Origin of the sequence: Streptomyces sp. P9-A2, from assembly GCF_036634175.1 — a bacterium.
Lineage (GTDB): Bacteria > Actinomycetota > Actinomycetes > Streptomycetales > Streptomycetaceae > Streptomyces > Streptomyces pratens.
Genome location: NZ_JAZIFX010000001.1, coordinates 6,232,873 through 6,256,958, shown reverse-complemented (window position 1 = coordinate 6,256,958; position 24,086 = coordinate 6,232,873). Strand labels below are relative to the sequence as shown.

General features: G+C 72.1%; 25 protein-coding genes. 8 read left to right on the top strand and 17 right to left on the bottom strand.

Going from position 1 to position 24,086, the window contains the following annotated elements:
* Window positions 1-128: 128 nt before the first annotated feature.
* From V4Y04_RS28420 to V4Y04_RS28385, 8 genes are all read right to left on the bottom strand, one after another.
* Window positions 129-503, bottom strand: coding sequence for an ectoine synthase (locus V4Y04_RS28420; protein ID WP_332431203.1), 375 nt, complete (start codon window positions 501-503; stop codon window positions 129-131).
* Entirely contained in the window at window positions 500-1,333 is an 834-nt protein-coding gene (trpA, locus tag V4Y04_RS28415) for a tryptophan synthase subunit alpha (RefSeq protein WP_332431202.1), read from the bottom strand. Before trpA ends, V4Y04_RS28420 begins: the two co-directional genes overlap by 4 nt.
* Window positions 1,326-2,357: a hypothetical protein gene (locus tag V4Y04_RS28410; RefSeq protein ID WP_332431201.1), complete on the bottom strand. Its 1,032-nt coding sequence runs from the start codon at window positions 2,355-2,357 to the stop codon at window positions 1,326-1,328. Before V4Y04_RS28410 ends, trpA begins: the two co-directional genes overlap by 8 nt.
* Window positions 2,358-2,360: 3 nt before the next feature.
* Window positions 2,361-2,624, bottom strand: a complete 264-nt coding sequence (locus V4Y04_RS28405; RefSeq protein WP_332431200.1) for an acyl carrier protein — start codon at window positions 2,622-2,624, stop codon at window positions 2,361-2,363.
* A gap of 134 nt (window positions 2,625-2,758) precedes the next feature.
* Window positions 2,759-4,267: an AMP-binding protein gene (locus V4Y04_RS28400; RefSeq protein WP_332431199.1), complete on the bottom strand. Its 1,509-nt coding sequence runs from the start codon at window positions 4,265-4,267 to the stop codon at window positions 2,759-2,761.
* Complete coding sequence (locus V4Y04_RS28395) at window positions 4,264-5,121, bottom strand: MaoC/PaaZ C-terminal domain-containing protein (protein WP_332431198.1); 858 nt, start codon at window positions 5,119-5,121, stop codon at window positions 4,264-4,266. Before V4Y04_RS28395 ends, V4Y04_RS28400 begins: the two co-directional genes overlap by 4 nt.
* Window positions 5,118-6,383: a beta-ketoacyl-[acyl-carrier-protein] synthase family protein gene (locus tag V4Y04_RS28390; RefSeq protein WP_332431197.1), complete on the bottom strand. Its 1,266-nt coding sequence runs from the start codon at window positions 6,381-6,383 to the stop codon at window positions 5,118-5,120. Before V4Y04_RS28390 ends, V4Y04_RS28395 begins: the two co-directional genes overlap by 4 nt.
* A 175-nt stretch (window positions 6,384-6,558) precedes the next feature.
* The gene (locus V4Y04_RS28385) at window positions 6,559-7,773 is read right to left on the bottom strand and encodes an aminotransferase class I/II-fold pyridoxal phosphate-dependent enzyme (RefSeq protein ID WP_332431196.1); all 1,215 of its coding nucleotides are present in this window, start codon (window positions 7,771-7,773) and stop codon (window positions 6,559-6,561) included.
* A gap of 410 nt (window positions 7,774-8,183) precedes the next feature.
* Here V4Y04_RS28385 and V4Y04_RS28380 point away from each other — a divergent pair, with 410 nt between their 5' ends.
* On the top strand, window positions 8,184-8,993 hold the full coding sequence (locus tag V4Y04_RS28380; protein ID WP_332431195.1) for an AfsR/SARP family transcriptional regulator: 810 nt from the start codon (window positions 8,184-8,186) through the stop codon (window positions 8,991-8,993).
* A gap of 228 nt (window positions 8,994-9,221) precedes the next feature.
* Here V4Y04_RS28380 and V4Y04_RS28375 read toward each other — a convergent pair whose 3' ends face one another.
* Genes V4Y04_RS28375 through V4Y04_RS28365 form a run of 3 tightly spaced genes read right to left on the bottom strand, consistent with a single transcriptional unit; the run spans window position 9,222 to window position 11,226 of the window.
* On the bottom strand, window positions 9,222-9,974 hold the full coding sequence (locus V4Y04_RS28375) for an SDR family NAD(P)-dependent oxidoreductase (RefSeq protein WP_332431193.1): 753 nt from the start codon (window positions 9,972-9,974) through the stop codon (window positions 9,222-9,224).
* Window positions 9,971-10,954: a 3-oxoacyl-ACP synthase III family protein gene (locus V4Y04_RS28370; RefSeq protein WP_332431192.1), complete on the bottom strand. Its 984-nt coding sequence runs from the start codon at window positions 10,952-10,954 to the stop codon at window positions 9,971-9,973. Before V4Y04_RS28370 ends, V4Y04_RS28375 begins: the two co-directional genes overlap by 4 nt.
* Window positions 10,955-10,965: 11 nt before the next feature.
* Complete coding sequence (locus tag V4Y04_RS28365) at window positions 10,966-11,226, bottom strand: hypothetical protein (protein WP_332431190.1); 261 nt, start codon at window positions 11,224-11,226, stop codon at window positions 10,966-10,968.
* 207 nt (window positions 11,227-11,433) lie between these two features.
* Here V4Y04_RS28365 and V4Y04_RS28360 point away from each other — a divergent pair, with 207 nt between their 5' ends.
* The 7 genes from V4Y04_RS28360 (at window position 11,434) to V4Y04_RS28330 (ending at window position 17,990) form a co-directional block, all read left to right on the top strand.
* Window positions 11,434-12,318, top strand: a complete 885-nt coding sequence (locus V4Y04_RS28360) for a class I SAM-dependent methyltransferase (protein ID WP_332431189.1) — start codon at window positions 11,434-11,436, stop codon at window positions 12,316-12,318.
* A gap of 5 nt (window positions 12,319-12,323) precedes the next feature.
* Entirely contained in the window at window positions 12,324-13,835 is a 1,512-nt protein-coding gene (locus V4Y04_RS28355) for a flavin-containing monooxygenase (protein ID WP_332431188.1), read from the top strand.
* 60 nt (window positions 13,836-13,895) lie between these two features.
* The gene (locus V4Y04_RS28350) at window positions 13,896-15,404 is read left to right on the top strand and encodes an FAD-binding protein (protein ID WP_332431187.1); all 1,509 of its coding nucleotides are present in this window, start codon (window positions 13,896-13,898) and stop codon (window positions 15,402-15,404) included.
* 67 nt (window positions 15,405-15,471) lie between these two features.
* Window positions 15,472-15,984 (top strand): SRPBCC family protein, encoded by a 513-nt coding sequence (locus V4Y04_RS28345; RefSeq protein ID WP_332431186.1) that lies wholly within the window; start codon window positions 15,472-15,474, stop codon window positions 15,982-15,984.
* A complete protein-coding gene (locus V4Y04_RS28340; protein ID WP_332431185.1) occupies window positions 15,981-16,874 on the top strand; it encodes an alpha/beta fold hydrolase in 894 nt (297 codons plus the stop codon). Before V4Y04_RS28345 ends, V4Y04_RS28340 begins: the two co-directional genes overlap by 4 nt.
* A 124-nt stretch (window positions 16,875-16,998) precedes the next feature.
* A complete protein-coding gene (locus tag V4Y04_RS28335) occupies window positions 16,999-17,235 on the top strand; it encodes a hypothetical protein (RefSeq protein WP_332431184.1) in 237 nt (78 codons plus the stop codon).
* Complete coding sequence (locus V4Y04_RS28330) at window positions 17,232-17,990, top strand: 4'-phosphopantetheinyl transferase family protein (protein ID WP_332431182.1); 759 nt, start codon at window positions 17,232-17,234, stop codon at window positions 17,988-17,990. The genes V4Y04_RS28335 and V4Y04_RS28330 overlap by 4 nt, the downstream gene beginning before the upstream one ends.
* 325 nt (window positions 17,991-18,315) lie before the next feature.
* Here the strand turns inward: V4Y04_RS28330 and V4Y04_RS28325 are convergent, their stop codons facing one another.
* The 6 genes from V4Y04_RS28325 to V4Y04_RS28290 all read right to left on the bottom strand — a co-directional run bounded on the left by V4Y04_RS28325 (window position 18,316) and on the right by V4Y04_RS28290 (window position 23,728).
* Window positions 18,316-19,308 carry an AraC family transcriptional regulator gene (locus V4Y04_RS28325; RefSeq protein ID WP_332431181.1) on the bottom strand — a complete coding sequence of 331 codons (993 nt, stop codon included), beginning with the start codon at window positions 19,306-19,308 and terminating at the stop codon, window positions 18,316-18,318.
* Between the two features lie 228 nt (window positions 19,309-19,536).
* A complete protein-coding gene (locus V4Y04_RS28320; RefSeq protein WP_332431180.1) occupies window positions 19,537-20,064 on the bottom strand; it encodes an anthrone oxygenase family protein in 528 nt (175 codons plus the stop codon).
* A gap of 85 nt (window positions 20,065-20,149) precedes the next feature.
* Window positions 20,150-20,785, bottom strand: coding sequence for a hemerythrin domain-containing protein (locus V4Y04_RS28315; protein WP_332431179.1), 636 nt, complete (start codon window positions 20,783-20,785; stop codon window positions 20,150-20,152).
* Window positions 20,786-20,921: 136 nt separating this feature from the next.
* Window positions 20,922-21,749, bottom strand: a complete 828-nt coding sequence (locus V4Y04_RS28310; RefSeq protein ID WP_332431178.1) for an NmrA family NAD(P)-binding protein — start codon at window positions 21,747-21,749, stop codon at window positions 20,922-20,924.
* A gap of 159 nt (window positions 21,750-21,908) precedes the next feature.
* The gene (locus V4Y04_RS28305) at window positions 21,909-22,376 is read right to left on the bottom strand and encodes an anthrone oxygenase family protein (protein ID WP_332431177.1); all 468 of its coding nucleotides are present in this window, start codon (window positions 22,374-22,376) and stop codon (window positions 21,909-21,911) included.
* A gap of 1,130 nt (window positions 22,377-23,506) precedes the next feature.
* Window positions 23,507-23,728 (bottom strand): hypothetical protein, encoded by a 222-nt coding sequence (locus tag V4Y04_RS28290; RefSeq protein ID WP_332431176.1) that lies wholly within the window; start codon window positions 23,726-23,728, stop codon window positions 23,507-23,509.
* Window positions 23,729-24,086 lie beyond the last annotated feature (358 nt).

Here is a 24,086-nt window from a genome sequence, read left to right as displayed (position 1 = left end):
CGTACGGGCCGTGCGGGTGGCCTCGGTCGGTTACGGGCGGGGGATGCGTGACGACCTGGTCGCCCGCTGAACCGGTCGGCTGGGGCGTGTTTCGAAAGTCCCGCCTGCCCCGCGGCGTCCGGCACGCCCTAGTAGGCCGACGAGACGTTCTCGTCCAGGTTGTGGACCTCGTCGCCCTGGAGCGCGGGGGCGAAGACGCAGACCAGCCGCATGTCCTCGTCGGGTGAGGCGATCAGATAGTGCGGGTCGTAATCGTTCAGCGAGTACAGGACGCCCGGTCTCAGTGGGTGGCTCGTGCCGTCGAACTCCACGACCTCCCCTGAGCCCTCGATGCAGTAGCAGGTCTCCAGGTGGTTGCGGTACTGCAACCGGGACTTGGTTCCGGCCAGGACGATGGTGTCGGTGATGCTGTAGCCCAGGCCGTCGGCTTCCACGATGAAGCGGCGGCTGAGGCCGTTGCCCCATTCGACGGTCTTGGCGTTCTCGAGCTGGCGGATGATCACGGATATCCTCCTCGGCACGTGGGGGTTGTGGTGAGGGTGGCGATGAAGGAGCGGTAGGCGTCGACCGGGTCCGCCCCGGTCTCGCGGGCCCGCTCCATCACCGCCACCCCGGCGGAACCGACGATCGCCGCGTCCGCGCCGCTCAGCGCGACGGAGGCGAGGTCCTCGGCGGTCGACACCCCGAAGCCGACGGCTATCGGGGAAGCTGTGAGGTCACGCAGAAAACCGACGACCGGAGCCAGTCCGGCGTGGCCGGCGGAGGGCGTGCCGCTGCCGCTGCGACCGTAGCGGGCGATCAGGTAGAGGTAGCCGGTGGCGTGGGCCGCCGCATCGGTCACCGTGGCCGGGGGGCTCGCCGGGTAGCAGGTGGTGACCTCGGGCAGTCCGGCCTCGCGCAGCGCCTCGTGGTGGGCGGAACGCAGCCGGGGTGGCAGACCGTGGGCGAGCAGGGCGTCGACACCGCTGTCCGCCACGGCCCGCGCGTAGTCGGTCGGTGGCGCGGTGCGCAGGGTGTGGCTCCAGTCGGCGAGCAGGGCTATGCGCAGGCGCTTCAGGGATGGCCGTACGGCCGCGACGAAGGCCAGGGTCTCGGCGAGGCCCACACCTTCGGCGAGCGCCCGGTCCGCGGAGCGCCGTACGACGGGCCCGTCGGTGGGCGAGTCCGGGAAGGGGACGGCTAGTTCGAGGCAGCCGATGCCCGACTCGTCCAGCATGGCGACGCAGTCCTTGAGGACGGACAGGGGCGGGTCCCCGGCGTTCAGGAAGACGGCCAGGCCCAGTTCGGCGCGGGCGCGTGCCTCGCCGAAGAACCTCTGGGTGAACTCAGCCAACGCGGCTCACTCCTCGCGCGCGGGTCGTGGTGAGGCGTTCCAGCAGTCCGAGCGCGGCCCCGTCGTCGAGCGCGGCGCCGGCTTCGGCGACGGCCGTGGCCCAGTCGTCGCGGTGGCCGGATGCGACGGCGAGCGCGGCGGCATTGAGCTGGAGGGTGGCGCGCAGCGGGGCGCCCGCCCGGCCGGTCAGGACGGTCCGGAAGTGGTCGGCCGCTTCCTCCCGGGAGACGGGGGCGAGGTCGTCGAGAGTGCCCTCACAAGGGACCAGTTCGCCCGCCCGGAGCATGCGCGTGTCGCCGCCCGGGAGGTGGATCGTGTTGTCGGTGACGCTGAGGAGTTCGTCGGCGCCCGCCGCGTTGGTGGTCAGCCAGGTCACGGGGCCGCCGGGCCGGGCGGCGAGGGTGCGGAGCGGGGGCGGGGGTTCGGCCGCGGAGACCCCGGTGACCTGGGCGGCCACGGGGACGACGGCCAGGAAGGGGCCAAGGGTGTTGAGGAAGCGGCCGAAGACCCGCATCGGGGTGGGGACCGCGAGCAGCGCGAGCCGGGCGAGCTGGCCGGGGTAGACGAACGGGCCGGTGAAGGCGATGCCGTGCGCGGCCAGGTGGTCGGCGGTGTGATCGAGGGAGGAGGTGAGGGGGACGCCGAGGCGGTCCAGGAGGTCGACCGAGCCCGTCCGCGCGGTGTGGGCGCGCGAACCGGACTTGACGACCCGGACGCCGGTGGCGGCGGCCACCAGGGCGGACGCCGTGGAGAGGTTGACGGTCGGGGGCCCGCCCCCGGTGCCCACCACGTTGACGGTGCCGGGCCAGGGCACGGCCGGCGGGGCCGGGCGGCGCCGGTCCAGCGAGTCGAGGAGCGTGAGCAGGCTCGGGCCGTCGGGGAGCGCAGCGGTGAGCGAGGCGAGCAGGGCGAGGACGTCGGCGCGGTCCAGCGCTCCGTCGGCCAGTGCCTGCCACAGCGTGTCCCAGTTGTCCGCGTCTGCCGGGGCACGCCGGTCGACGAGCGGGACGAGAGCGGGGTGCACGGCTCAGCTACCCGTGACGGAGGCGCCCCGGGAACGGGCGATGTAGGCGTCGATGGCCTGGACACTGCGGAAGTTGTCCGGGTCGAGGTCGGTGTCGCCGACGGCGAGCTGGAAGTGGTGCTCGACCCAGGCGATCAACTTGAGGACTCCGAGGCTGTCGATGACGCCGTCGCCCAGGAGGTTCTGGTCGTACGGCAGTTGGGAGGGTGTGAGGTCGGGCAGGAACTCCCGGACGATGTACTCGCTGATCTGGTCGGCGTTGCTCACGAGGCTCTCCTTGACAGGGTGTTCGTACAGAGGTGTGCGTACGGGCGTGGTGGTGCGGAAGCTTTCGTACGGGGTACGCGCACAGGCGTGCCGGTACGGCGTGTTCGTGCGGGACGTGCCCGTGTACGCGGCAGTCAGGACCGGGTGCCGACCGACATGGCCGGCGCCTGGGGCGCGGCGGGGCGGAGCGCGGCCAAGGCCCGGCGGTCCACCTTCCCGGTGCTGGTACGGGGCAGAGGCTCGCGTACGGGAACGAGGGTGGCGGGCACCGAACCACGTGGCAGCCGGGCGGAGCAATGGCGTTTGAGGTCGAGGCTGGTCGCGGTCGAGTCGCGCTCCAGCCGGACCACGGCGACCAGGCGGCGGCCCTCGACGGGGTCGGGCAGGGTGGTCACCCCGGCTTCCACGACGTCGGGGTGGTCGAGCATCACCTGCTCGACCTCGGCGGTGTTGACGGCGACGCCCCTGATCTTCACCTGATGGTCGAGGCGTCCTACGAGCCGCAGGACCCCGTCGGCGTCGGCCTCGACCAGGTCGCCGGTACGGAACCAGCGCACCCCCTCGTCCGAGCCGTCGGCCGGGTCTGTGATGAACTTCTCGGCGGTGCGTCGCCGGTCGGGGTAGCCGGTGCTCTGGAAGGGCGTGGAGACCTCCAGCTCGCCCCGGCCGGTGACGAGGCGGCCCTCGGAGTCCCGCAGCCGGACGTGCACGCCCGGCAGCGGGCGGCCCAGCGGCGGCGGGGAGGGCAGCGGCCGGTCCCGGTCGACCTCGTGGATCAGGCTGTCGTTGGTCTCGGTGCAGCCGTAGACGTTGTGCAGTCGCGCGCCCGGGGCGAGGGCCGTGAGGTCGGCGAGGGGCCGCTCGGCCATCACGTCCCCGGTGAAGACCGCATGGCGCATGGTCTCCAGCGGGCCGCCTCCCTCGGCCCGCGCGGCGGCGGCGAGCAGCGCGTAGAAGAGCGGTACCGCCTGGACCACCTCGATCCGGTGGGCGCGCAGCAGGCCGACCAGGCGGGGGCCACTGGCGGCGACCGCTGGGTCCACGAGCACGACTTGGCCGCCGTGGGCGAGCGTGGTCCACACGTCGAGCAGGCACAGGTCGAAGTTGAGCGGAGCGTAGTTGAGGACGGGGGTTCCCTCGGTGATACCGAAGGCGTCGGCGGCCCAGCGGGTGAAGGCGTCCACGCCGTCGTGGGGCAGGGGGACGGCCTTGGGTGTTCCGGTGGACCCGGAGGTGGTCAGGACGAAACCGGTGCCCGGCGGGACGGCCTGCTTGCGGGCGTCACCGGGCTGCGGGGGCAGAGCCGTGACGGTCTCCCCCGTCAGGGTGTACCCGCAGCCCGCCTCAGCGGTCACGGCGGCGAGGTGGTCGCGCGGCAGCGTGGGCGAGGGGAGCAGGACGGGGTGGCCGGAGACGAGGCAGGCGAGAACGGTGGCGACGGTCCGGGGCGCCTTGGTGTCGAGGACCGCGAGCGTGGCGCCGGCGGGGAGATGCCCGGCGAGACGGGCGCGGGCGGCGGCGGTCTCGCCGGCCAGCTCGCGGTAGGTGGTGGCGGTGCCGTTCCACCACAGGGCGGGGGCGTCGGGGGTCTTCTCGGCCCAGCGCAGGACGGCCTCGGCGGTCTCGCCGTGTCGGTCGGTCATCGGTGCCCTCCCTCTGCGGGTCCCAGGCGGGCCCAGCCGCCCCTGACGGCAGCGGCACCCTGGGAGCGGACGGTGAACAGGACGGTGTCTCCGGGGCCGGGCGGCGCGGACGGCGGGGTCAGTTCGAGGGCCGTTTCCGTGCCGGGGAGCACCGGGCGGGCGAAGCGGGCGCCGAGCGCCCGGACGCGGTCGGCGTGCCCGTCGGCGTACCGCTCGGTGATCTCCTCGACGGCCAGCGAGACCAGCGCCATGCCGTGGGCGATGACATCGGGGAAGCCCGCCTCCCGGCCGGCCGCCGGGTCGAGGTGGACCGGGTTGAGGTCCCCTGCGGCCTCGCCGTAGCGGGCGATCCACTCCCGGTCGATCGCGACGGCGTGGCTCACCGGCGTACCGGGCGCCTCCAGGCGGGGCGCGGGGGCCGTGGCGAGGGTGCCGTGCGGCTCGGTGGCGCGGATGCCGACCAGCAGGATGTGCGTGGTGAGGTCGGCGACCGGGGTCCCGGCCTTCCGGTCGGTGAGGCGGGTGCGCAGGGCGAGGCGGGTGCCCTTGAGTTCGACGCGTGCCCCGAGCACCTCGGCGCGGGCGTCGACGGCGGTGCCGGGCAGCAGCGGGGCGCGCAGCTCGATCTCCTGGGCAAGGTGGACCAGGGCGTACGGGCCGTGCCCGGCGGCGAGGTCGGCGACGGTGCGTTCGGCGAGCGGGTGGGTGAGCACGAAGGCTGCGAGGGGGCCCGCGTCGGGGCGGGCGGGCTCCGCCCGGCCGAGGGCCTGGCGCGTCACCGTGCGGTAGCGGTGGGCGGCCGCCGGGTCGAACGGCGGGGCGGCCGGGTCGAGGAGGGGTCCGGGGAGTGTCATGCGGGGGTCACCACCAGGCTGCTGTTGTGGCCGCCGAAGCCGAAGGAGTTGGTCAGTGCCGGGCCGAGGGCGACGGGCCGCGGGGCGCCGTGGACCACGTCGATCTCCATCTCGGGCTCCGTTCGTGTGTGGTTGGCGGTGGGCGGCACCGCGCCCGCGTTCATCGACAGGACGGCGACGACGAGTTCGACGGCCCCGGCCGCTCCGATGAGGTGGCCGATGACGCCCTTGCTGGCGGTCACCGGAAGCCCGTACGGCCCGAACACCTTGGCCAGCGCGGCGGCTTCGGCGCGATCGTTGTGCACGGTGGCGGTGCCGTGGGCGTTGACATGGGCGATGTCGGCGGGGGCGAGCCCGGCGTCGGTGAGGGCACCGGACATGGCATCGGCGGCGAAGGCGCCTTCGGGGTGCGGGGCGGAGAGGTGGTACGCGTCGGAGGTGGCGGCGTGCCCAGCTACGAGGCCGTGCGGGCGGGCACCCCGGGCCCGGGCGTCCTCCGCCCGCTCCAGGACCACGAAGGCGGCTCCCTCTCCCATGACGAAGCCGTCCCGGCTCTCGTCGAAGGGGCGGCACGCGGTCGCGGCGTCGGTGCGGGTGGAGGTGGCGTTGAGGTTGCCGAAACCGGCGAGGGTGATCGGGGTGAGGGTCGCCTCGCAGCCCCCGGCGATCACGATGTCCGCGCGGTGGTCCCGGAGCATCGCGGCGCCCAGGCCGATGGCGTCGGCGCCGCTGGCGCAGGTGGTACTGACCGTGAGGGCCGGCCCGTGCCAGCCCAGTTGAAGGGCGATCTGCGCGGCGGCGGCGTTGGGCATCGTCATCAGGGGCATCAGTGGGCGGACGCCCTGGGGGCCGCGGGCCGCGAAGTTCACGGACTCCAGGTCACTGGTGGTGCGCCCGCCGACGGCGTTGCCGACCACGATCGCGCAACGGGCGGCGGAGGCCTCGGGAAGCCCGGCGTCGGCGTGCGCGGCCAGGGCGGCGGCGAGCCCGTACCGGGCGAAGGGATCGAGCCGCTGGGCGTCCTTGCTCGCCAGCACCCGCTGCCAGGGGTGGTCCCGGTCGGCGTCGGTGAGGCCGCGCACCCGGCAGCCGATGCGGATGCGGTGCTGCGCGACATCGAAGTGGGTGAGGTCGGCGGCGAGGGAGCGGCCGGCCGAGACGGCGGTCCACAGCTCCTCGGTGGTGCAGCCGGCCGGGGTGACGACACCCATGCCGCTGATGGCCACGTCCGATCGGGCGGGACGTCCTGCCGGAGTACGCATGGTCTGTTCTCTCCTTCACTCTCCGGTGGTCTCGGGCCGACCGGAGCAAGCAAGCACAGCCTGTTTCCCGCCGCTCTCCGGGGCGGTCGCCCGGCGGGGTCCGGTGCGGCGTCGGGTCCCGTACGGCCCCGGGGTCGCGGCCCGGAGCCCTTCGGTTCGGGCCGGGCGGCTCCGGTCAGGCGGTCGGCAGGCCGCACTCCCCCGCAGCCTTGAGGAGGGCCTCGGCCGCGAATTCGATGTCCGCGTCCGTGTGCCGTGCGGTCACGGCGATGCGCAGCCGGGCCAGGTCGCGGGGGACGGCCGGGGTCACCACCGGCAGGCCGATGACGCCCAGCCTTCGGGCGGCGGTCGCCAGGTCGTAGGCAGCCTCATCGGTACCGGCGATAAGCGGGACGACGGCCGTCTCGCTGTCGCCGATCCGCATCCCGCCCGCCGTGACCAGATCCCGGAAGCGGGTGCCGTGGCTCTGGACCCGGGCGACGAGCTCCGGTTCGGCGCGCAGCACCCGCAACGCCGCCAGGGCGGCGGCGGCCGACGCGGGGGCGAGCGCGGCGGAGAAGAGGAACGGCCGGGCGGCGTACCGCAGATGGCCGATGAGCTCGGCCGACCCGGCGACCCAGCCGCCCATGGAGGGGATGGCCTTGGAGAGGGTGCCGAGTTTGACATCCACCCGCACCTCGCGGTCGAAGTGCTCCTCGATGCCCATGCCGGTGCGGCCGATGACGCCGAGGGCGTGGGCCTCATCGGCCATCAGCAATGCCTCGTGGGCGTCGCAGACCTCGCGCAGCCGCGGCAGCGGGGCGATGTCACCGTCCATCGAGTAGACGCTGTCGACGATCACCAGGCGTACCCCGCCGGGTGCGGCGGCCTCCATCCGCCGAGTGAGGTGCTCGGTGTCGTTGTGCCGGAAACGGACCACGGTGGCACCGCTGAGCCGGCAGCCGTCCACGATGCTGGCGTGGGCGTACTTGTCGACGAAGACGGTGTCGCCGGGACCGACGAGCGCACCGATCGTCCCGACGTTGGCGGCGTAGCCGGAGCCGAAGGCGATGGCCCGGTCCCGCTCGGCGATCTCGGCGATCTCGGCCTCCAGCTCCTCGTGGAGCGGGATGGAACCCGCCAGCGCGCGCACCCCGTGGTTGCCGGTGCCGTATCGGGCGGCGGCCTCCTGGGCGGCGGAGACCACTCGCTCGTCACCGGAGAGGCCGAGGTAGCTGTAGCCCGACATCATCAGCAGACGCCGGCCGTCCAGGTCGACGTAGGCCGAGTCGCGCTCGGCGGTGTAGGGGACGAAGCTGTTGCGGCGCTCGGCGCCCCACTCCAGCGAGGCCACGCGACGCCGAGTAGCGTCGAGCTTGTACGCGATTCTCCCCCACCCTGCGGAAGCCATCGGACGTCCTCTCGTTCATGGCGTCCATTGCGCACCGGCACAACGGAACCGTCGTGCCTCGAATTCAACGTCCACCACGCAATGAGGGCGCAACACGGGAGCAAGACCAAGTAGCCACCCGACTGATTCGCATATGGAAAGTTATATGCGTCGTGATTCAACTTTTACCGATTCACAGCTCAGTTGACACACCACTGTTTTGAACGAGAATGATGTTTACTCAGTTCTGGGGAGGATTTTGTAAAGCCCCTTCCGCTCCGGCTCCCTCCTCTCGCGGAATCCACAAGTCCGCCGTTCAGGGGCGCGGGCCGGACCGGGGCCGTACGCACCACCAGCACGCCACACGACAGCAAGTCGGCTTCCCTCGGCCAAACCGGTGGGGGCCGCCTCAAACTCTCGGGGGAGTAGCCGTGCTCATCAGGCTTGTCGGCCTTGTGTCCATCGAACACGACAGAGAGGCCCCCCAGGTTCTCTCCAGTCACCAGGCTCAGATCGCTCTCGCCCGGCTCTGCGTCGAGCGGCCCACCGGTATCGACCGGGAACAGCTCGCCGACACCATCTGGCCGGACGGCCCGCCGAGCACCTGGGCCTCGGCCCTCCGCAGCGTCGTCAGCCGCCTGCGGGCCTTCCTGTCCGAGGAGTCACCCACCTCCGAGCCCCTTCTGATCGCCCGCGGGGGGCGCTATCTGTTGCGGCTTCCGGAGGGTGCCCAGGTGGACGTGGACCGCGCCGAGAGTGCCGCCGTCAGCGCGGCGGCAGCGTACCGCAACGGTGACCACGCCACCGCGCAACGGCTCGCCGTCATGGCCGTGTCCCTGCTGCGGGGACCTTTCCTCGCTTCCCACGAGGGCGAGTGGGTCGGCTCGGTCCGGGGCCGGCTGAAGGAGGTGCGCGTCTCCGCGCTGGAGACCGCCAGTAGCTCGTCCTCCGCGCTGGGCGACACGCATCACGCCCTGCGGTACGCGGATGAGGCGGTGCGCCAGGCGCCGTTCAGAGAGAGCGCCTACCGGTGTCAGATGACCGCGCACCGGCTGGCCGGCAACAGGGCCGAAGCCCTGCAGATATACCAGCAGTTACGCACGGTGCTCGCCGAGGAGCTGGGGATAGACCCCAGCCCGGAGAGCGAGGCCGCCTACCTGGGGCTGCTGAGCAGTTCCAGGCCCATGCCCCCGCCCGTCCCGTCACCGCACCAGGCGGTGCCGTCGCACGCGCTGAGCTGACACCGGAAGCCGGGGGGCCGCGGACGCCGGGACCGGCGTCCGCGGCCCCCCGGCTCACCGTTGTTTCCGGACCTGCCCGTACGGCTGTTTCCGGACCTGCCCGTACGGCCGGAATCCCGGACCTGTCCGCTTCGGACCCACCCCCACCCAGAACCCGATCGACCCGCACGAAATCCGGGAGGGGCGCTCCCACGCGCCCCTCCCGGACTCATCGCCGCGGGTCCCGTCTCACATGACGGAGACCCCGCTGTCGATGCTGACCACCTGACCGGTCATGCAGTCCTGGTCGAGGAAGAGCGAGACACTGCGGGCGACCTCCTCCACCGTGACGAACCTCGGCACCGGCGCCTTGCGTGCCATGTCGTCCATGATCCGTTCCGGCAGGTCCTGGGTCATGCCCGTGATCATGAATCCCGGTGAGACGGCGTTCACCGTGACCCCGCGCCGGCCGCACTCGGCGGCCAGCGTCCGGGTCATGCCGATGACCCCGGCCTTGGAGGCGGAATACGCTGTCTGACCCGCCGTGGCGATCAGGCCCGAGGGCGAGACGACGTTGATGATCCGGCCCCAGCGCTGCCGCAACATGTGCGGCAGTGCGACCCGGCTGGTGTGGAACGTCCCCAGCAGGTTGGTTCGGATGACCTCGTGCCAGTCGTCCGGGGACTGCATCGCCATCAGGGCGTCCCGGCGGATCGCCCCGTTGTTGACCACGACATCGATAGGCCCGAGGGACTCCTCGACGCGCCGGTACAGCTTCTGGGTCGCCTCCCACGAGCCCACGTCCGCGCCGACGACCACCGCGTCGTGCGTCAGCTTCTCGCGCACCGCATCGGCCTGGTCGGCAGCACGGCGGTAGTGTACGGCCACCCGACAGCCCAACGCGTCGAGTTCGACCGCGAGCGCCTGCCCGAGCCCGCCCGACGCGCCGGTCACCAGCGCGACCGGCGCGTCGGGGCGCTTCCCCGCCCCCTGTCCGCTCACGCGGCCCCTCCCCAGCGCATCAGCACCGAACCCCAGGTCATCCCCGCGCCGAAGCCCGCGAACAGCACGAGCTCCCCAGGCCGGATGCGTCCTGCCTCCAGCGCCTCGGTGAGCGCCAGCGGGATGGAGGCCGAGGCGGTGTTGCCGTACCGCTCCAGGTTGGTCACCAGGGACTCCGGCCGCAGACCGGTGTGCTGGAGAACGGAGTTGATGATCCGGATGTTCGCCTGGTGCGGGACGACGTGGTCCACCTCAGTGGGCGGGACCTTGGCGCTCTCCAGGGTCTCGCGCACCGTGCGGACCGTGTAGCGGACCGCGTTGAGGTAGATCTCGTTGCCCTTGATCTGCGCGTAGTGGAGTCCCTGCGCGACCGTCTCCGGTGTGGTGGGCATCCGGCTGCCGCCCGCGGGCACCTTCAGCGCGTCGGCGCAGGAGCCGTCCGCACCCAGGTTCCACGCCAGTACCGGATCCTCCGGACCCGGCACGAGTACCACCGCGGCCGCGCCGTCGCCCACCAGGATGGACAGGTCACGGTCGGCCGGGTCGGCGGTCAGCGTGTGCGTGTCCGAGCCGATCAACAGGATCGGGCGGCGGTCCATACGGAGGAACCCCATGGCCGTGACCAGGCCGTACACGAAGCCCGCACATTCGGAGTTGACGTCCATCGCCCCGCCGCCGATGCCCAGTTCATGGTGGACGAAGGCGGAGGTGGCGGGCGAGGGTTGTTCGGGGGTGGCCGTGGCCACGATCAGATGGGCGATGTCGGCACCGGTCAGGCCCGCCTTGTCCAAGGCCGCGCGGCCCGCCTCGACGGCCAGCGAGGCAGTGGTCTGACCGGGGTCGACCGCCCGCCGCTCGCGGATGCCGCAGCGGCTGACGACCCAGTCCTCGTCGACCCCGAAGCGGTCCGCCAGCTCGGCACTGGTGATGACCCGTTCGGGCAGGGCCTTGCCCCACCCCGCGATGTCGAATCCACTCATGTGACGTACCGTCACCGCTCGGCCGGCTGGGGCAGGTGCTCCAGCAGCTTGGTGTACACGTCGCGCATGGTCGTGGTGTCGTCCAGGTCCGCGAAGAGGGACTCGTCCGCGGGAATGTCGGGGTACTGGTTCTGGAAGTTGTAGAGCCACTCCATCAGGTCCAGCGAGTCCACATCCGCGATGTGCTGGATCGGCGCGTCGGGGGTCACCTCGGTGGCCCCCGAGACGACGGCGAGCTGCTGCGCGAGTTCCTCGACGGTCGGCAGTGCCATGGTTGTTCCTCTCTGAACGCGACGGAAGGTCGTGTGTCCGCATGAAAGCCGTCCCTCGCAACCCGACCGCAACAAGGCGGTCACACAACGCTGTTGCGGCCGAATTGCGCCGATCGGCTTGGCTCAGCCCCAGCACGGTTCAGACAGCCGGACGGCCGCCGCGACGCGCGGGTGCCCGACGGTCGAAGCTGCGAGGAGAGGGCGAGGATGGCGACGATTGCCTCCCACACCGCGGAGCCGGAGGTGGACGCCGTCCGCCACCACTACGAGGTGGGAAACGAGTTCTACCGACTGTTGCTCGGCCCCAGCATGATGTACAGCGGGGGTTATTGGGAGCCGGGTGAGCGCCTGGTCGAGGCCCTGGACGTCGCGCAGGAACGCAAGCTCGACGTGTTCGCCGACCTGGCGCACGCGGCCGGGAAGGACCGCGTGCTCGACATCGGATGCGGCTGGGGCACCCTCGTCCACCGCCTGACGACGAAGCACGGCGTCCGGGAGGCCGTCGGCCTCACTCTGAGCCGCACCCAGGCGGCGTATATCGCGGATCTGGGCAACCCGGCCGTCACCACCCGGGTCGAGAGCTGGTCGGAGCACCACGCCCCCGGCGCGTACGACGCGGCATTCTGCGTCAACGCCCTGGAGCACTTCGTCCCCTCCAGCCTCCCTCCGAAGGAGCGGACCAAGCGTTACCGCTTCTTCTTCCAGCAGGTGCACGAGGCACTGGTGCCGGACGGCCGGTTCGTGCTGCACACGATGACCGCCGAGGCCCAGCCCATCGGCCGCAAGATCCTGGCGGACCTGAAGTTCCTCCAGCGCTCCGAGTTCACCGGGATGCACATCCCGCACCTGCACGAGCTGGCGGCCGGCGCCGAGGGCCTGTTCGAGGTCGTGGAACTGGTCAACGAGCGCGAGGCGTTCGCGCGGGCGTGCCGCGCCTGGCTGGGCCGGCTCGCCGAACGGCGCGACGAGGCGGTCGCGTTGGAGAACGAGGAGGTGGTGGCCCGCTTCGAGCGCTACCTGGACATCTTCGCGTACACGCTGGAGGACCGCTTCTTCAACAACTTCCGGCTCACGCTGGTCCGCAAGGGGTGACGGGCATGACCGAGACATTTCCGGACTCCGCACGCGACCTGCGGGTGGCGGTGATCGGCAGCGGCTTCTCGGGGCTGGGAACGGCGATCCGGCTGCTCCAGCAGGGCATCGACGATTTCCTCGTCTTCGAACGGGCCGACGAGGTCGGCGGCACCTGGCGGGACAACACCTACCCGGGCTGTGCCTGCGACGTGATGTCGCACCTCTACTCCTTCTCCTTCGCGCCGAACCCCCGCTGGAAGAGCACCTTCGGCAAGCAGCAGGAGCTCTTCGCCTACCTGCGCGACTGCGCCGACGAGTTCGGCGTGCGCTCCCGCATCCGCTTCCGGCACGAGCTGACCGAGGCGCGCTGGGACGACCTGCGCAAGCGCTGGCGGATTTCCACCACGGGCGGGGACTACACAGCCCAGGTGCTCGTCACCGGCACCGGCTACCTCAGCGAACCCGCCATCCCCGACATCCCGGGCCTGGCCGACTTTCAGGGCGAGGTCTTCCACTCCGCCCGCTGGCGCCATGACGTAGACCTCACCGGCCGCCGGGTCGCCGTGGTCGGCACCGGCGCCTCCGCCATCCAGTTCGTGCCCGCCATCCAGCCGGAGGTCGGCCACCTCGACCTCTACCAGCGCACCCCGCCCTGGATCGGGCCCAAGAACGACAAGGTCAACAGCGCCCTGCAGACGAAGCTGCTGACCTCCGTGCCCGGCTACCAGCGCTTCCGGCGGAACTTCAACATGTGGGGCCGGGAGATCCTCGCCTTCGTCATGGCGCGCCCCGCCGTCGCCGCGAAGATGCAGAAGATGGCCTCCGACCACCTGAAGACGAGCGTGCCGGACGAGCGGCTGCGGGCCGTGCTGACGCCCGACTACGTGTTGGCCTGCAAGCGCCTGCTCTTCTCCAACACGTACTACCCGGCGATCCAGCAGCCCAACGTGGACCTGGTCACCGACGGCATCGCCAAGGTCACGGCCGACGCGGTGGTCACGGCCGACGGCCAGGAGCGGCCGGTGGACACGATCATCCTCGGGACAGGCTTCGAAGCCGTACAGCGGCCGATCGCGGAACGCCTCTTCGGACGGGACGGTGTGAGCCTCGAGGAGACATGGAGCGAGGGCATGAGCGCCCTGCGCGGAACCGGTGTCGCCGGCTTCCCCAACCTCTTCATGATGCTCGGCCCCAACACGACCCTGGGCCACTCCTCCCAGGTGATCATGATCGAGGCGCAGATCGCCTACGTCCTCGACGCGTTGAAGATGATGAACAAGCGCGGGCTGGCCTGCGTGGAGGTGCTCCCCGAGGCCCAGCGGGCGTACAACGAGCGACTCGACCAGCGGCTTGAGGGCACCGTGTGGAACGCGGGCAACTGCCGGAGCTGGTACCTCGACGAGCACGGGCGCAACCCCTCGATCTGGCCCACCTACACCTGGCGCTTCCGGCGGGCCACCAGCCGCTTCGACCCGGCCGAGCACCTGCTGAGCACCAGCGAGGATCTGCGCGCCCCCGCGCACACCGCTTCCTGACGGCCGCGCCACCGCGACCGAACCGCGTACCCGCGACCGACGAGACACGGAGTTTCCCCGATGAACCTGCACACTCCCTCCCGCAGAGCGGTCCTCGGCACGGTGGGCGCCGCCGCCGCCGTGATCGGCTGGAACGCCACCACCGGAAGCTGGGCCTTTGCCGCCGACACCGCCCGACGCACCGGCGACCGCGTCGTGCCCGTGCCCGACCTCGACGGCACCCTCACCACCGACACTTCCCAGTTCGGCTCCTATTCCCACGACTTCGGCCGTCTGGTGACGGGCACGGTTCCATGGGCGGTGCTCACCCCCGGCTCGGTCCAGGACATCGCCGTGATGATCCGCTACGCCCGGGCCAACAAGCTCAAGCTCGCCGTCAGCGGCCGCAGCGGCACCGGCGGGGACCTGGAGTCCCACTCCTGCTACGGCCAGGCCGCCGTCCCCGGGGGCATCGCGGTGGACGCCCGGGGCATGGCGCGCATCCTGTCCACCGGCTCCGCCTCGATCACCGTCGAGGCCGGCGCGACGTTCGCGGAGATCACCGACCACCTGCTGCTCCGGGGCCGTACGCTTCCCGCCCTGCCCGACTACCTGCCGCTCTCCGTCGGCGGCACCCTCAGCGTCGGCGGCATCGGCCTGACCATGGGTACCGAGGGTCTGATCGCCGACACCGTGCAGTCGCTGGTCGTGGTGACGGGCACCGGCGAGGTCGTCACCACCTCACCGAGCCGTCAGCCCGAACTGTTCCGCACCGCGCTGGCGGGCGGCGGACAGGTCGGCGTCATCGTCCAGGTCACCCTGCGGACCGTGCCCGCCGCCGAACGCGCCACCGTCTTCAGCCTGCTCTACGACAACGTCGCCGCCTTCATGAAGGACTCCGAAATCCTGCTGGCGGACCACCGCTTCCAGATGCAGGGCGGTGAGATGGTCCGGCGGCCGGACGACTCGGGATGGCGCTACAAGATCGAGGCGGTCGCCACGTACTCCGGCGGCCGCGTCCCGGACCGCGCCCGGCTGCTGAGGGGCCTCAAGGACCTGCGCGCCGAGGCGCTCATCGAGGACTACGCGCTGCGCGACTACCTCTTCCGTCTCGACGGCTTCGAGGCGTATCTGAAGGACGCCGGACACTGGGCCCAGCCCAAGCCCTGGCTGAGCCTGTTCCTGCCGCGCTCCTCGGCCGCGCGCTTCCTGCGCATGGTGGAGGGCGAACTGGCACCGGACGATCTGGGCGCGGGCGTGCTGCTGAGCTACCCGTACCTCACCTCCGCTGTCACCGCGCCCATGGCCGTCCAGCCGGACGACCGGGTGGGCTACCTCTTCGACCTGTTGCGCTTCCCGCACCCGGGCACCGGAGCCGCCGACATCGACCGCATGATGCAGCAGAACCGTTGGCTGTACGACCGGGCGGTGGCGATGGGCGCCAAGCGCTACCTCGTCGGCGCGGTGCCGAACCTCACCACCGACGACTGGCGCCGCCACTTCGGCACCTCCTACAAGACGCTGGGCAAGGCGAAGCAGCGCTTCGACCCCGGCAACGTTCTCACCCCCGGCCAGGGCTTCTTCGGCTGACCGAGCACGGCCCGGCCGCCCTTCGAGGGCGGCCCGTCACCGTCGATCCCATGAGGAGGAAGAGCAGTTGAAGAGATACGACCTGGTCGACGAGGCATTGCTCGCCGCCGGTCCGGGCGCTGTCTGGGAGGCCCTGATGGGCGAACTCGCGGGCGACGCCCGGTGGTGGGTGCCGGACAACACCTTCGAGCCGGTGAACGGCACCCCGGCCCGGGTGGGCGCGCTCACCCGGGTCACCGTCCACACCAAGGGCGTGGACAAAGGGGGCAAGAAGATCCGGTTCACCGCGCGCACGACCGCTGTGGAACCTGGCAGGCGCCTGGCCCTGAAGTACGTGGAGGGGGCGTTCCGGGGCACGGCGGAGTTCACCCTCGCCCCGCTCGACGACGGCGGTACCCGGCTCGCGATGCGCTTCCGGGCCCAGCCGCACGGCGCGCTCGCCGTCCTGGCGAACCTCGTGGACATGGACGCGAAGCACACCCGCGCCACGCGCGCGGCGTTCGCGCGGCTCAGCCGTCTGCTGTCCGCCGCGCCGTCGCCGGCGGCCCCCGCCGCCCCGGCCCCGGAAGTCTCCCGGTGACCGGGCCCGCTCCGGCTCCCGCCCCCGGCGAGACGTTCCTGCGTACGAAGGACGGGGCCCGGCTGGCAGTCTCCGTCCTGGAGCCGCTGGAGCGGGGCGCCGAGGACCGGCCCGTGGTGGTGCTCGCGCACGGCTGGGGCGGCAGCCGCCGGATCTGGAGCCCGGTGACCGACCGGCTGCTGCGGAGCGGCTTCCCGGTGGTCGCCTACGACCTGCGTGGCCACGGCGCCTCCACCGTGGGCGCCTCGGAGGTGACCACCGAGGCGATGAACGCGGACCTGGCGGCGGTCGTCCATCACGCAGGGGGCACGCCGCTCGTCGTCGGGCACTCCGGCGGCGGGTTCGCCGCGCTCGCGCTGGCCGCGGCACCCGAGCCCGGGGCCCGTCCGGTGGGCCTGGTCCTGGTCGCCTCGGCCGCGCATGATCAGGACACCCCGGAGAAGGAGGCCCGCATGATGGAGGCGCCGCTCTTCTCGTGGGCCCTGCGCCGACCGGGCCTCGGGCGGGCCCTGCTGGGGCAGATGACGGGCACGTCACTGGCCCCCCGGCTCCGCGAGGTCAACCGGCAGGTGTTCGCCGCGACCACACCGCAGGTGCGGGCTGCTTGCTTCCGTACCTCCCGGGGCATGGACCTGCGGGCCGCGCTGGCCGAGGTCCGGTTGCCCGCCGCGGTCCTCGCGGGCGAGTCCGACCGGGTCATCCGGCCCGAGCTGGGACGGGAGTTGGCGTCCGCGCTGCCGGACGCCGTGTTCACCTCGATCCCCCGCGCCGGTCATGTCCTGCCCTTGGAGGACCCGGACGCCGTGACCGAGGCCGTCATCCGGACCGCCGCCCGCGTGGGCGGGCGCGCCCGGGACACCGGCGGCATGAAAGAGGCGGGCACCCGGTGAACAGGGCCCTCCCCGGCTCGACTGCCACTGGGCGCGCCGCCCGACCGGCTGTCGGGAGCTCATCCGGGTCCGTCCCTGCGCCCGGGAGGCTCCGCGCAGGACACCGACCGGTCGAGGGAACGGGGTGACGGCCCGCGCGCCGGGTGTGCTCGTGGGCAGTGCGGCGATCGGTACGAGGGGCGGTGCGCAGCGCCGGGTACGGGACGGCCGGGCGCTCCCCGTCCAGGCCGGTGTGCCGGATCTCGTACGGGTCGACGCGCCCTGTACCGCAGGAGCCGACGGACCGCGTCTCGTGCGGGCGGGCACACCGCAGCCCCTGCACGGCGCGGCTCCGCGGCTCACTCCGGTGGGCGCACCGTGATCGAGCGGCTCCTGCCGGCAGGGGTCGCCGGGGCGGAGGCCTTCGACGACGCGCTCCCCCACCTGCCGGACCGCCGGGAACTCGCCCTCGTACGGGGCCGGCCGGACCGGGTCGTCCGGCAGTTCACCGCTGCGCGCGCCTGCGCCCACCGCTGTCTGGACGTCCTCGGGGCGCCGCCCGGGCCGCTGCTGCGCACGGCGGGCGGCGCCCCGGCGTGGCCCGCCGGGTTCGTCGGCAGCCTCACCCACTGCGTCGGGTACCGGGGGGCGGTGGCGGCGCGCGCGGAGGTGTGGGCGGCGCTCGGCGTGGACGCCGAACCCGCGCTCCCCCTTCAGCACGGCGTCCTCGGTCTGATCGCGTCGGAGTGCGAGCGGCGGATGGTGGCCCGGCTCTCCGGGGAGCGCCCCGAACTACCCTGGGACCGGCTGTTGTTCAGCGCCAAGGAAGCCGTCTACAAGGCTTGGTACCCGGCCACCCGCCAGTGGATCGGCACGGGCGCCGTCGCGGTCGCCTTCACAACCGGTGGCCGGCTGACGGCCGAGGTCCGCTCGGACCGCACGCCGCCGCCCCCGGCGCGGCGACGCCCTGAGGACGGAACCCCGGCCGGGGCCGGCGGCGTCACGGCCCACTACACGGGCCGCTGGCACGTCGAAGGGGGCCTGCTGCTCACCGCCGTGGCGGTCCCGGCCGCGGCTCCGGTGGGGACGGGGGCGCGGGCCCGCGTGTCCGTGGAGGACCAGAGTCTTTCGTTTTGACTGTGGGGAGCACCGCCAGGCGCAAAAGGGAGTCGATCGGGGGCTCCCCTGCTCTGGGGACACCTGCCAGCGGTAGCTGGGGGAGTGCGGTGCAGGGCACGCGAGCCAAGCTTGATCCGGACGAGAGGCCCTGATGCCGGGCGTCGCGACAGGGCGAACGTTGCCTGCCACGGCACCAGGACGCGGCTGCCGGCGCCGCCGGGGCTCCCGCGACGGCTCCGGACGCCGTCCGGTGACCACCCCCGAAGGGCCGCCGGGCCGCGCCCGGATCCGTGACCCGCCCTCCCTCGACTCAGCGGGCCGGAGCCCGCGGGCCGGAGGCGTCTCAGCATCTGAGGACCACTGTCCGCCCGTCCGAGCCGATGGCCAGGGTCTCCTCGGACCGCCTGCCCCGGCGGAACTCCTGCGGGCTGACGCCCCGTTCCCGCTTGAACGCGGCACTCAGCGCGAACGGCCCCGAATAGCCCACCTGCTGGGCGATCTTGGCGACCGACAGGTCGGGGTCGCGCAGCAGGTCGGCGGCGAGCGTCAGCCGCCATCCGGTCAGGTAGGACATCGGCGGTTCGCCGACGAGCTCGGTGAAGTGCCGGGCCAACACCGCCCGGGAGACCCCGACCGAGGCCGCGAGCGAGGCGACCGTCCACGACTCGCCGGGCCGTTCGTGCAGCAGCCGCAGCGCCCGTCCCACCACCGGGTCGCTCTGCGCCCGGAACCAGAGCGGCGCACCCGTGCCCGGCTCCATGAGCCAGGAGCGCAGCACGTTGATGAGCAGCAGGTCGAGCAGCCGGTCGAGGACGACCTCCTGACAGATGTCCTCCTTGTCCATTTCGGCGGCCAGCATGCCGATCAGCGGGGTCCGCGCGGCCGAGGCGGGCTGGACGAGCAGCGCGGGCAGGCTGGCGAGCAGTCTGCGCCCGACCTCGTTGGGCGCCTGGTAGGTGCCGCTCAGCATCACGGTCGACCCGGTGCGGCGCGGCTCGCCCCAGGTGCGTACGCCCAAGGACATCGCCTCGGTGACGTCCTTGCCGTCAGTGGTGTTGCAGCGCTGCTCGGGGTCGACGGTGATGCCCGGGGGCGTCGACGGGTCGTCGGCGAGCGTGTAAGGCTCGGGGCCGCGCAGGACCGCCACGTCCCCCGCCGCGATCCGCACCGGGGAGGCCCCCTCGCGGAGCACCCATGCCGAGCCGTGCAGCATGGTGAACACCGACAGGGGCGCGCGGTCCTCGATACGCAGTCCCCACGGGGGGTTGAACACCGATTTCAACAGAAAGGCACCCCGCGCCTTGGGGCTTTCCAGCAGACCGCTGAGCGTATCCACAACCTTCACCTCGCACCGTCTCGCCGTCGTTTCTCGCGGGGCGCTCTCGGCCCCGGCCGTGCCCGTCCCGTGAAGCCGCGCCGCCGGGCGGCGCGGCTCCCGGAAGGAGGCGCGACCGTGGGTCCGGACGCTCCCGTGGGGAGTTCCGGACCCGCGGTGGTTCCCGTGTCCAGTCTGTCAACGCTTCCTGCCACCTCGTACCGGCACCACGTCCGTTCGTCGTGGCCGTCACCGCGTCCGTGAGGTCGCCCCCCGCCTCGCCGTGTCGCCCAGCAAGGCGAGGGCACCCAGGCAGGCTGCCGTGCGCACCGCGTTGGCCCGACGCCAAGGGCGCTCGTACGCCTTCCTGACAGCGGCCAGGGCTGCGGCCGACGTGCCAGGGGCGGTGCGCAGCCGGCGGTTCAGAGGCAGGTTGGCGCAGATCGTCACCACGACGCTGAGGCCGTACAGCACCGCGGCGGCCCGGGCCCGCCGGGCGGCGTCGCTCCGGTCCGCACGGGCGAGTCTGCGAGCGGCCACGCCGGTTGCCACGAACACACCGAGGAAAAGCACCCCGAAGACGGCGTTGTCGTCCAGGGCGTCATTGGCCTGGCGCATCGCGGAGACGAATCCCTCGTCCTCGCGGCGCGCGAGGGCGGGCATCACACCGACGTCGAACGCGAGGTACAGACCGGCCATCAGGCCGGTGCCGAGGGTGGCCGCGACGAGCACGGGGTCCTTGGAGGTGGCCTCGTGGCGGGCGGCGGCAGTGCTCATGGGTGTTCCTCCGGTCGGTTCTGTGGGGCGGGTATGCGGCGCCGCCGGGGCGGTCGTCGACCGCGACCGCCCCGGCGGCGGCCGTTCACCGGGGTTCCAGGATTCCGGCGAGTGAGCGGCGGTAGGCGCCTTCCAGCAGGGTGCGCCCGACCAGGCGCACCGGTCCGGGCATCAGCCTGTCCGGCTGCGGGAGTCCGTCCAGCAGCCACGGTGGAAGGACCCGCTTGACGCGGAAAGGCGCCGCCGCGAGGACGCGGCGCTCCAAAGCGGCGAACACGTCGGCCGGTACGCGGGCGAAGGCCGGGAAGGTCAGCGCCTCCTCCTCGTGCAGATGCCGGTGGAGGACGGTGTCGAAGGTGTCGACGTGGCCGCCGATCAGCTCGGCGCGTCCGCTCTCCAGCGCCTTGGTCACGCGGAACATCGAGTCGTCGAGCGCCACGTGGTCCTGCACCATGCGGTGTGAACCGGCGGCGATCTCCGGCACGTGCTCGATCAGGCCCGGCCAGAGAATCTCGTCCTCCGTGCGGTGATGCCAGTCCACGATGGCCCTGAGCTGCTGCCACCACTCAGCGGCCCGGGGAAGACCGGCGGACGTCAGAAGCGGCGCCGCGGCCACCAGTCGCCTGGAGTCGCGCCGCAGCGCGAGGTGCGTCTGCGCGAATCCACGGAGGTGGGGGGGCAGTGCGTCCACACCCTTGTCTCCCCACAGCAGCCCGTCCATCGCGTTCCTCTCTCCTCTGGCCCCGGCGCTCGCCGCCGGGGCGCCCGGCTCGGTCGGTCTGTGACGATCCACGGTCGGCGCGGTGGTCCGCCGGACAGCCCGGTCCGGCGGACCACCGCTGCGGGACACCGATTCGTCAGGCGTCCCAGACGCCGGTGGCCGCGGCCTCCTTGGCGTAGTCCGCGAAGTCCCTGGGCTCCCGCCCGAGCGCTTCCCGGACTCCGTGCACCAGGCTGGCGTTGCGGCCGTCGACGATGAGGGTGAAGAGGTCCGCGAACTCCTCCGGCTCGCCCAGCTCGCGCAGCGCCGCGCGGTAGTCGTCGACGCTGACCGGGATGTAGGTGACGGTCCGGCCGGTGGCCGCCGACAGTTCGCGGGCCACGTCGTGGAAGCTCAGCAGCCGCGGGCCGGACAGCTCGTAGGTCTTGCCGATGTGCCGGTCGTCGGTGAGGGCGGCGACCACCACGTCGGCGATGTCGTCGGCGTCGACGAACGGCTCGACTGCGTCGCCAGTGGGAAGCGCCAGCTCGCCGGAACGGACCGGGTCGAGGAAGAAGCTCTCGCTGAAGTTCTGGTTGAACCAGTTGGCTCGGACGACGGTCCAGTCGTTGCCGGACGCCTTGAGGGCGTCCTCGCTGGCGACGGCGCCCTCCTCGCCCCGGCCGGAGAGCAGCACCAGGCGGCGGACGCCCCGCTCCACGGCGAACGCGGCGAACCGCCCGACGGATTCCTTCGCGCCAGGGAAGGCGAGGTCCGGATAGTAGGTCACGTAGGCGGCGGAGACCCCGTCGAGCGCGGCCTCCCAGGTGCTCTCGTCCTCCCAGACGAAGGGGATGTCGCTGCTGCGCGAGCCGCCCCGGGTCGGGCGGCCGAGCCCCTGCAGGCGCTCGACCACGCGCCGTCCGGTCTTACCGGTGTCGCCGATGACGAGGATGGGGGCGATGTTCTGTCCTTGAGTGCTCATAGCTTCATTGAAGTCTCTTCGTTGCAGACGTTACATAGCTCCAGCGCTCACTTTCATACGTCATCGTCTCGATCTGCGAGCGTAAGACGTAGGTCCCCATATCCCGAACGGGACACTCGAGGACCGGAGGGGTTCGGCCCGGAGCGCCCCGCCGGAGGTTCAGCGGGCGAGGGCCGCGGCCACGAGGACGAAGGCGGCGACGGCGAACAGGGTCCGCGCGCCGTGCAGGGCGTTCCACCGTCCCTCGAAAGCCGTCCGGGCGGCCCGCTCGTCGCCCCGGCTGCGCGAGGACTCCAGCGCGTTGTTGAGGGGGACGTTGCCGCCCGAGGTGATCAGGTGCCCCACCAGCGCGCAGACGGCGGCGACCCCCACGAGGATCGACCCGCTCCCGTCGCGCTCCTCCGGCGCCACGAAGAACGAGACGGCGGGGAAGGCGAGCGAACCGAGGAAGAGCAGCAGGAAAAGCGGTCCGGGGACCTTTCGGTTCACCGCCCGCATGACGAGGGTGAACGAGGCGTCGTCGTCCATCTCTTTCAGAGCGGGCATGACACCCGACAGAAAGGCGAGCATGTATCCGGCGTACAGCCCGGTGCAGATGAGGGCGAAAATCTCGAGAGCTTCCGACATGCCGGTCATCATCGCCGCCCCTCGTCCGTCCTCGCAGGGCTTGTTCCGCAATTGACGGGAACGGACCGTCCGGAGTTTCCGGAGAGCGGCCCCGTCGTACGACGGGGGTACGGCGGCGGTACGACGAGGGCCCGACGGGCGTACGGCTTCCCTCTTCGAGGTCCGCAAGCCTGGCAGACAGCGGCCGCCGGACTTGGGTGCGCGCGCAGGTTCGGCCGAGTCGGCGCCAGGGCGCCGCAGTGCGGGTCGCCGCGCGGACGTCCCAGCATCCCACCGGCAGCGGGCAGCGGGCAGCGGGCAGCGGGCAGCGGGCAGCGAGGACGATGATGTCCGTCTCCGTGACCAGGCGGACGAGGCGATGCTCGTCATCGATCCGCCTCGACCACGCCCTGGGCAAGTGGCACTTCAGAGAGCTTTGCGGGCTTCGCTCGGGGTTACGGACATGACCCGATCCCTTCCCTCAAGTGGTACCGGAAGCCCATCTGGCTCAATGTCACCCGTGGCCCCCTGCCCACCGGCTTCCTGACCAGCGGTCTCGTCGTCCCCGTGTGGTGACGGGCCGGCGCAGGGACACCACCACCGTCGTCGGGCCGCTCCTCGGACTGCCGGAGCTCCGGTACCTCGTTCTTCCCCGCCCCCCAGATCATCACCAGCCGCCCCAACGGCTACCTGTGACAGCGAGACCACGTTGAACCGTGGCGGGGGGAATCGGCGGTCGCCTGGATCGACGACGACTTCTCCGAGTCCGGCCACACCTGGGCCGCCGAACGGACCACCCGTGGCCACCCGACGCTGCTCGTCCAGCCGGATCCGTACACCGGCCTTACGGCGACCCACCTCCTGACGGTCCAGGAATGGGCATCGCCACAGGGGATGACAACGGGATCCCCGGAAGCGAAGTACCAAGGCCAGGCTGGTCACATATATGTGCAGGCCAAAGGGCATTTGCCACGGTTCTCCAGAGCTGTCCGGCGCTCGGAGCGTCAAACGAGCGTCACACGTGGTTCCCATGGCAGCCGACACGCCACCAGCACGCACGATGCCCCCGGTCGGCCACCGCGCCGGCGAACTGTCGCGGTGGCCCTGGCGTGTGGAGTCGAGCGGCCGTGGCCCGGCGGGCCGACCGCGCGTCAGCGTCGTCGCTGGTCGGCCCGCAGCTCGAAGTCGCCGTAGCTGTTGTCGACCGGGTTGACTGTGACCCCGGGCGCGACGATGTCATCGACAGCGTCGAGCACGTCTGCCGGGAGGGTGGCGTCGGTGGCGGGCAGGACGCCGCCGATGGGGGAGGGCGGCGCGGGACGGACGGTGCGGCTCAGCCGCCAGGCTGGTGCGCATACCGGAGCCGGGGGCACTGCGACCTCCTTTTGATCATCCTGTGTGTCGTGCCGACATCTTCACGTGAGGTCTGTCCGAACGGGCCCGCGAGGTACTGCCAGTACCTGGAAGAGCAGTGACTCCCACGCGTGGGCCGACGTGCGGTTACCTGGGAGAAGCCAGAAACTGGCGGTTCAGGACCGGGCCCGAACTCACAGCCGACTCGAAGGAACACCGTGCGCGCAGCACCCGCCTACGGGTACGGGGCCGGCGACGTCCGTGCCGGGCGCGTCGCCGACCCGAGCCGTCCGGGCACCACCCGTGTGCCGAGTGACGCAGGGGGCACCACGCCGTCCCCGCCGACGCGCCCGGACCGGCGCGAGCAGCGCGGGGCCC

Bases quoted from the DNA above. Each gene is read 5' to 3' on its own strand.
- V4Y04_RS28400 (WP_332431199.1), bottom strand. From the start codon at position 4,267: ATGACCGACCGACACGGCGAGACCGCCGAGGCCGTCCTGCGCTGGGCC.
- V4Y04_RS28395 (WP_332431198.1), bottom strand. From the start codon at position 5,121: ATGACACTCCCCGGACCCCTCCTCGACCCGGCCGCCCCGCCGTTCGAC.
- V4Y04_RS28390 (WP_332431197.1), bottom strand. From the start codon at position 6,383: ATGCGTACTCCGGCAGGACGTCCCGCCCGATCGGACGTGGCCATCAGC.
- V4Y04_RS28385 (WP_332431196.1), bottom strand. From the start codon at position 7,773: ATGGCTTCCGCAGGGTGGGGGAGAATCGCGTACAAGCTCGACGCTACT.
- V4Y04_RS28370 (WP_332431192.1), bottom strand. From the start codon at position 10,954: ATGAGTGGATTCGACATCGCGGGGTGGGGCAAGGCCCTGCCCGAACGG.
- V4Y04_RS28365 (WP_332431190.1), bottom strand. From the start codon at position 11,226: ATGGCACTGCCGACCGTCGAGGAACTCGCGCAGCAGCTCGCCGTCGTC.
- V4Y04_RS28360 (WP_332431189.1), top strand. From the start codon at position 11,434: ATGGCGACGATTGCCTCCCACACCGCGGAGCCGGAGGTGGACGCCGTC.
- V4Y04_RS28355 (WP_332431188.1), top strand. From the start codon at position 12,324: ATGACCGAGACATTTCCGGACTCCGCACGCGACCTGCGGGTGGCGGTG.
- V4Y04_RS28350 (WP_332431187.1), top strand. From the start codon at position 13,896: ATGAACCTGCACACTCCCTCCCGCAGAGCGGTCCTCGGCACGGTGGGC.
- V4Y04_RS28320 (WP_332431180.1), bottom strand. From the start codon at position 20,064: ATGAGCACTGCCGCCGCCCGCCACGAGGCCACCTCCAAGGACCCCGTG.
- V4Y04_RS28315 (WP_332431179.1), bottom strand. From the start codon at position 20,785: ATGGACGGGCTGCTGTGGGGAGACAAGGGTGTGGACGCACTGCCCCCC.
- V4Y04_RS28310 (WP_332431178.1), bottom strand. From the start codon at position 21,749: ATGAGCACTCAAGGACAGAACATCGCCCCCATCCTCGTCATCGGCGAC.
- V4Y04_RS28305 (WP_332431177.1), bottom strand. From the start codon at position 22,376: ATGTCGGAAGCTCTCGAGATTTTCGCCCTCATCTGCACCGGGCTGTAC.